Source organism: Bradyrhizobium sp. (genome assembly GCF_035701725.1).
In the GTDB taxonomy this organism is placed as follows: domain Bacteria; phylum Pseudomonadota; class Alphaproteobacteria; order Rhizobiales; family Xanthobacteraceae; genus Bradyrhizobium.
The window spans coordinates 1-6318 of sequence record NZ_DASSRP010000181.1; the positions used below are offsets into that span (position 1 = coordinate 1).

Below are 6318 nucleotides of genomic sequence, written 5' to 3' on the forward strand. Positions count from 1 at the left end.
ATCGAGCGGGCCGCTCCTGGATTCGGTGCCAGCGCCACCGCACTGGTCGAGGCAGTGACAAAAAGCACGACGTCCGTGCTGGAGGCGACCAGGTTCTCGGCCAGCGTGGAGGCGGTACGCCGCGAGGTTCTGGCGGCGACGGATTTGATCTGCTGGCAGCTGCGATCGGCCGCGGTGAGCACCCGCGCCGGCAACGGCAATATCGCCACCGAGGATGCAGCCGAACTCGAGCCGCCGCCAAATCAGGAAACCGATCGGCAATTGGTTTACACGCTCGATGCGTTGCTTTGGCGCGAGGGGAGCGAAGTGCGCAGGGTTCCCGCGTTCGCACTGGTCGAATTGCCGAAGGCGTTGTTGCCGATCGCGCTGCGGCATCAGCACGTCGACTATCTGAATGCCCGCCGCGTCCAGACCTTGATTCACATTCACGGCAGCGACGGGGCGTATGGCGAGCCCAGTCCCGACGACGATCCGCGATTGGTCGATCTCGATGCGCTTGCGGCCGGGAATGAGCGCGCGCGGGCCCAGGTGGCGTGAACTTGTTCTTGACAGCGTTTCGCGCAACTCAACTGATTTGCCCGTCGTGCCAATCTGCCGCAGGCTCGCGTGCTTGCGACGACGGGCAAATCACGGGCACTTCTTTGCCCGTCCCGTGCCCCACAAGAGAGGGCGCTTCGCGATCGTCAGAAACGTCGGGTGCGGGGTGCGGTGGACGCTTTGACATCGGCTGACGAGCGATGTCCGAAGCGGACGGCAAAAGCGTGTGGTCCTGATGTCTCGACGCTGGCATCAACGCGGCGACAGCGCCAACGCGTTGCGCCGGGGACGGTGACAAAAAGCCCGATCACTGGGGAGAGCGCGCCATAAGCCGTAAAACATCGCGCAGGGAATGCCGGACCGTTTCGGCGACCTGTAGTGACTAACTCGTGTGCTTTCTTCACTGCACGCGAGGCTGCGGGCGCGCCGTGCGCCCGGCATTCCCTGCGTCCTCTGAAAAGGGGGACAGTGCAAAACTCGGGCGCGACGCGCGCCGAGAACGAGGTTTTACGTCCTGCGTCATTCCGGGGCGTCCGAAGGGCGAACCCGGAATCCATTTTTCCCTTGTTCCGGCGGCGCGATGGATTCCGGGCCCGCCGCTATCGCGGCGTCCCCGAAATGACGATGGAAAATGCCGTTGCGACTGCGAAGGGCCAAGAAACATGGGGCGGCGGACGGGAAGGGCTGATTTTTGCCTGTCCCCACCATATCTTGCATAAATATCAGGCTTCTACCGCAAGTCCTTGGCCCTGGCCGGGCGATATGGTATCTCGCGAGGACCCTTTCGACCGCCATTAATGAACCGACCGCGACGCCCCAGGGCTCGCAGCGGTGGAGATATTTTACCCATGAGCTCTTCCACGACCGCTTCCACGCCCAGCTCGTTCTTTTCGGCGAGCCTTGCCGAGGCCGATCCCGAGATCGCAGGCGCCATCAAGGGCGAGCTCGGCCGGCAGCGCCACGAGATCGAGCTGATCGCGTCTGAAAACATCGTCAGCCGCGCGGTGCTGGAAGCGCAGGGCTCGGTGATGACCAACAAGTACGCCGAAGGTTATCCCGGCGCGCGCTACTACGGCGGCTGCGAATGGGTCGACGTCGCCGAGACGCTCGCGATCGAGCGGGCGAAGAAGCTGTTCGGCGCTGCCTTCGCCAATGTGCAGCCGAACTCCGGCAGCCAGATGAATCAGGCCGTGTTCCTGGCGCTGTTGCAGCCCGGCGATACCTTCATGGGCCTCGATCTTGCAGCCGGCGGCCATCTCACCCACGGCTCGCCGGTCAACATGTCCGGCAAGTGGTTCAAGGCGGTGCATTACACCGTGCGTCGCGAGGACCAACTCCTCGATATGGATGCGATCGCCAAACAGGCCGAGCAGGTTCGGCCCAAGCTGATCATCGCCGGCGGCTCGGCCTATTCGCGCGCCTGGGATTTCAAGCGGTTTCGCGAGATCGCCGACAGTGTCGGCGCCTATCTCCTGGTCGACATGGCGCACTTTGCCGGCCTCGTGGCCGGCGGCGTCCATGCCTCGCCCGTGCCGCACGCCCACGTCACGACCACCACCACGCACAAGTCGCTGCGTGGCCCGCGCGGCGGCCTCATCCTCTGCAATGACGAGGCGCTCGCCAAGAAATTCAATTCGGCGATTTTCCCCGGCCTGCAGGGCGGTCCCTTGATGCATGTGATCGCGGCCAAGGCGGTCGCGTTTGCCGAGGCGCTGCGGCCCGACTTCAAGGTCTACGCCAAGAACGTGGTCGAGAACGCCAAGGCGTTGGCCGAGAGCTTGCGTGCCGAAGGGCTCGATATCGTCTCCGGCGGTACCGACAACCATCTGATGCTGGTCGATCTGCGGCCGAAGGGCTTGAAGGGCAACGTCTCGGAGAAGGCGCTGGTGCGCGCCGCGATCACCTGCAACAAGAACGGTATTCCCTTCGATCCCGAAAAACCGTTCGTCACCTCAGGCCTTCGGCTCGGCACGCCGGCAGCTACCACGCGCGGCTTCGGCGTTGCCGAATTCAAGCAGGTCGGCGGTATGATCGCCGAAGTCCTGAACGCGGTCGCGCAGTCGAAGGACGGTGCGGCGCCGCTTGTAGAACAGGCGATGAAGGAACGGGTCAAGGCGCTCACCGATCGTTTCCCGATCTATCAATAAGGTTCAGCCGCATGCGTTGCCCAAGCTGCAACAGTCTCGATACCCAGGTGAAGGACTCCCGTCCGACGGAAGATTCCGCCGTGATCCGGCGCAGGCGCGTCTGTGTCGCCTGCAACTTTCGCTTCACCACCTTCGAACGCGTGCAGCTTCGCGAATTGACCGTCATCAAGCGCAACGGCCGGCGGGTGCCGTTCGACCGCGACAAGCTGATGCGCTCGGTGCAGATCTCCCTGCGCAAGCGTCCGGTGGATTCGGAGCGGGTCGAGAAAATGGTCTCCGCCATCGTGCGCGAGCTCGAAAGCGGCGGCGAGGCGGAGATTTCCTCGGAGGCGATCGGCGAGATCGTGATGGAGCATCTGCGCCAGCTCGACGACGTCGCCTATGTGCGCTTTGCCTCGGTCTACCGCAATTTCCGCGAGGCCAAGGATTTCGAGGCGGTGCTCGGCGAACTCTCCGGCGAAGACGAAGCGCGGATCACGCTGTTACGAAAATGATCTTCCGAATTTTGGAAGAACAACTCGCGCAAAAAATGAAGACTTCGAAGGCGGCTGACCGGCGCTTTATGGAGCTGGCGCTGACGCTGGGCCGGCGTGGCCTGGGGCGCACCTGGCCCAACCCGGCCGTCGGGGCCGTCGTGGTCAAGGATGGCATCATTGTCGGCCGCGGCTGGACGCAAGCGGGCGGCAGGCCACATGCCGAACCCGTGGCGCTGACGCACGCAGGCGAGGCCGCGCGCGCCGCCACGCTCTATGTGACGCTCGAGCCCTGTTCGCATATCGGCAAGTCGCCGCCTTGCGCTGATGCCATCATTGCAGCCGGGATCAAGCGCGTGGTGTCGGCGATCGAGGACCCCAATCCGGACGTGGCCGGGCAGGGCCATGCCAAATTGCGCGCGGCGGGAATTGAGGTCGATGTCGGGATGATGGCGGAGGACGCAGCGCGCGCCCATGCCGGTCATTTCAGGCGCATCCGGAACAAGCGCCCGCATGTGATCGTGAAGCTTGCGGTCTCGAGCGACGACAAGATCGCGGCCGCAGGCCACAAGACGGTGGCGATTACCGGCGAGGCTGCGAATGCGCGCGTGCATCTGTTGCGGGCGCAGTGCGACGCCATTCTCGTCGGGATCGGAACAGTGCTGTCCGACGATCCGCTCCTCACCTGCCGGCTGCCGGGCATGGAAGCGCGCTCGCCGGTTCGCCTTGTGCTTGACGCCGCGTTGCGGATTCCAGCGAAAAGCCGGCTGGTTCATTCGGCGCGAAGCACACCATTGTGGGTCGTCACTTCGGAACTCGCCGAGGCTCCGGCGGCCGCGATCCTGGGCGCCAATGGCGCGCAGGTGATCCGGCTCGGTTCCGGCGCTTCGAGCGGCCTCGATTTGCTGGAGCTGCTGCGCGTTTTGGCGGAGAGAGGCATGACCCGGCTCTTGGTCGAGGGCGGCGCGCGCGTCGCGGCTTCCTTTGTTTCAGCGGGCCTTGCCGACGAATGCTGGCTGTTTCGAGGTATGGGCGCGATCGGCCCCGATGGTGTGGCGGCGCTGGACGCATTGCCCTTGAGCGCAATCACCCAGTCGCCGGCCTATCGCGTTCGTGCTAGCGAGAGCCTCGGTCACGACACCCTCACGATTTACGAGCGCATATAATGTTTACCGGCATCGTCACCGATATCGGCGAGATCGAAAGCCTTAAGGCCGTGGCGCAGGGGCAATTGCACCGGCTGCGGATCGCCTGCCACTACGACCGCGCTGGCATCGCGGACGGAGCTTCGATCGCCTGCAACGGGGTGTGTCTGACGGTCGTTGCCTCCGGCGTCGAGAATGGCAAGACTTGGTTCGACGTCGATGCGGCGGCAGAGACGCTTGGTCTTACCACCGCAAAACATTGGGTTGCCGGGACCCAGCTCAATCTGGAGCGCGCGCTGAAGATCGGCGACGAACTCGGCGGTCATATCGTGGCCGGCCATGCCGACGGCATCGCCACCGTCCTCGGCCGGGAGGATTTGCCTGATATGGCGCGGTTCGAGCTCAACACCACGCGCGAGGTGGCCCGTTTCATCGCGCCCAAGGGCTCGATCACGCTGGACGGCGTCTCGCTGACGGTTAACACGGTCAACGACACTGCCTTTTCGGTGTTGATCATCCCGCACACGCTCAATGTCACGACCCTGTCGTCATGGCGCGCTGGCACTGAGGTTAATATCGAGGTCGATCTGATGGCGCGTTATGCGGCGCGATTGACGGAAATGAAGTGACGGCGTAGCCGTCATGACGAAAATTGATGGATCGAAGAATGGCTGACGCGCGACGCGCACCTCTGAAGGACCAGACCGACATTGCCGGCGCGCGGACGCTGATTGTCGAAGCACGTTTCTATGACGATATTCAGGACGCACTGCTGGAAGGCGCTGTCGCCGAGCTGAATGCGGCGGGTGTCGCTCACGAGGTCATCACCGTGCCGGGTGCGCTGGAAATTCCGGCAGCCATCGCGATTGCGCTCGAAGCCGCGGAAAAGGCCGGCAAGCCTTATGATGCCGCGATCGCGCTTGGCTGCGTCATTCGCGGCGATACCATCCATTTCGAGATCGTCTCGCAGGAGTCCTCGCGCGCGCTGATGGATCTCGCGGTGACGAGAAAATTTCCGCTCGGCAACGGCATCCTGACCGTTAACACCGAAGCGCAGGCATGGGCGCGGGCGCGTGCCTCTGAACTCAACAAGGGCGGTGATGCCGCGCGCGCAGCGCTCGCGATGCTGCGGATCAAGCGCCGGCTGGCGAAAAACGGATGATGGTCGAGAGCAAAAAGAAGCCCGTCAAAGGGGCAGATAAAAAAGCCAACCGGCGCGGTGCGGCAAGGCTTGCTGCCGTGCAGGCGCTGTACCAGATGGACATCGCCGGCGCCGGCATCAACGATATTTTCGCGGAGTTCGAAAGCCACTGGCTCGGCAACGAGGTCGAGGGCGACAAGTATCTGCCGGCGGAAGCCGCGTTTTTCCGCGACGTGGTGTCGGGCGTGGTGCGCGATCAGGCGAAACTCGATCCCCTGATTGATGAAGCTCTGTCGAAGGGCTGGCCGCTGAAACGGATCGACGCCATCCTGCGCGCGGTATTGCGCGCCGGCGCCTATGAGCTGGAACATCGCAAGGACGTTCCCGGCCGCGTCGTGGTTTCGGAATATGTCGACGTCGCGCACGCCTTTGTTGAAGCGGAGGAGACCGGCATGGTCAACGCAGTGCTCGATCAGATCGCGCGCCAGTTCCGCGGCAGCGAATTCGTGCGGGGTTAATTTGTTGTCGTCATTGCGAGGAGCGTGAGCTCCGAAGCAATCCAGATACGGTTCGTGGCAAAAGCTGGATCGCTCGCAATGACGGAGAAAAGGCGTCATGAGCAACGGAAGCAGATCGGCATCCGGCGAGGATTCCCTCATCGCGCGCTACTTCAAGCCGCTCGCGACCGACCCGGGCGCGTTTGGCCTCAACGACGACGCCGCCCTTCTGAAAGCCCTCGGCGAGGATATCGTCGTCACCACCGATGCGCTGGTCGAAGGTGTTCACTTTTTGGCCGACGATCCGCCCGTCACCATCGCGCAGAAAGCACTGCGGGTGAACCTGTCCGATCTCGCAGCCAAGGGCGCGGCGCCCGC

At 63.6% G+C, this 6318-nt stretch carries 7 protein-coding genes and 1 pseudogene; all 8 read left to right on the forward strand.

From position 1 onward, the window contains the following. Window positions 1-537: pseudogene (locus tag VFL62_RS10800) on the forward strand (hypothetical protein); the annotation flags it as partial. A gap of 848 nt (window positions 538-1385) precedes the next feature. Beyond that, window positions 1386-2684 (forward strand): serine hydroxymethyltransferase, encoded by a 1299-nt coding sequence (gene glyA, locus VFL62_RS10805; protein WP_325172366.1) that lies wholly within the window; start codon window positions 1386-1388, stop codon window positions 2682-2684. Between the two features lie 11 nt (window positions 2685-2695). Next, complete coding sequence (gene nrdR / locus VFL62_RS10810) at window positions 2696-3178, forward strand: transcriptional regulator NrdR (RefSeq protein ID WP_325172367.1); 483 nt, start codon at window positions 2696-2698, stop codon at window positions 3176-3178. Continuing rightward, window positions 3175-4323, forward strand: a complete 1149-nt coding sequence (gene ribD / locus VFL62_RS10815; protein WP_325172368.1) for a bifunctional diaminohydroxyphosphoribosylaminopyrimidine deaminase/5-amino-6-(5-phosphoribosylamino)uracil reductase RibD — start codon at window positions 3175-3177, stop codon at window positions 4321-4323. The genes nrdR and ribD overlap by 4 nt, the downstream gene beginning before the upstream one ends. Further along, window positions 4323-4931, forward strand: coding sequence for a riboflavin synthase (locus VFL62_RS10820; protein WP_325172369.1), 609 nt, complete (start codon window positions 4323-4325; stop codon window positions 4929-4931). The genes ribD and VFL62_RS10820 overlap by 1 nt, the downstream gene beginning before the upstream one ends. Window positions 4932-4969: 38 nt before the next feature. Further along, the gene (ribH, locus tag VFL62_RS10825) at window positions 4970-5464 is read left to right on the forward strand and encodes a 6,7-dimethyl-8-ribityllumazine synthase (protein ID WP_325172370.1); all 495 of its coding nucleotides are present in this window, start codon (window positions 4970-4972) and stop codon (window positions 5462-5464) included. Beyond that, a complete protein-coding gene (gene nusB, locus VFL62_RS10830) occupies window positions 5464-5961 on the forward strand; it encodes a transcription antitermination factor NusB (RefSeq protein WP_325172371.1) in 498 nt (165 codons plus the stop codon). The genes ribH and nusB overlap by 1 nt, the downstream gene beginning before the upstream one ends. Window positions 5962-6058: 97 nt before the next feature. Then, window positions 6059-6318: AIR synthase related protein (locus tag VFL62_RS10835; RefSeq protein ID WP_325172372.1), on the forward strand; the 260-nt coding region annotated here is incomplete at its 3' end.

Coding starts and splice junctions, on each gene's coding strand:
- VFL62_RS10820 (WP_325172369.1), top strand. CDS start 4,323: ATGTTTACCGGCATCGTCACCGATATCGGCGAGATCGAAAGCCTTAAG.
- glyA (WP_325172366.1), top strand. CDS start 1,386: ATGAGCTCTTCCACGACCGCTTCCACGCCCAGCTCGTTCTTTTCGGCG.
- nrdR (WP_325172367.1), top strand. CDS start 2,696: ATGCGTTGCCCAAGCTGCAACAGTCTCGATACCCAGGTGAAGGACTCC.
- ribH (WP_325172370.1), top strand. CDS start 4,970: ATGGCTGACGCGCGACGCGCACCTCTGAAGGACCAGACCGACATTGCC.
- ribD (WP_325172368.1), top strand. CDS start 3,175: ATGATCTTCCGAATTTTGGAAGAACAACTCGCGCAAAAAATGAAGACT.
- nusB (WP_325172371.1), top strand. CDS start 5,464: ATGGTCGAGAGCAAAAAGAAGCCCGTCAAAGGGGCAGATAAAAAAGCC.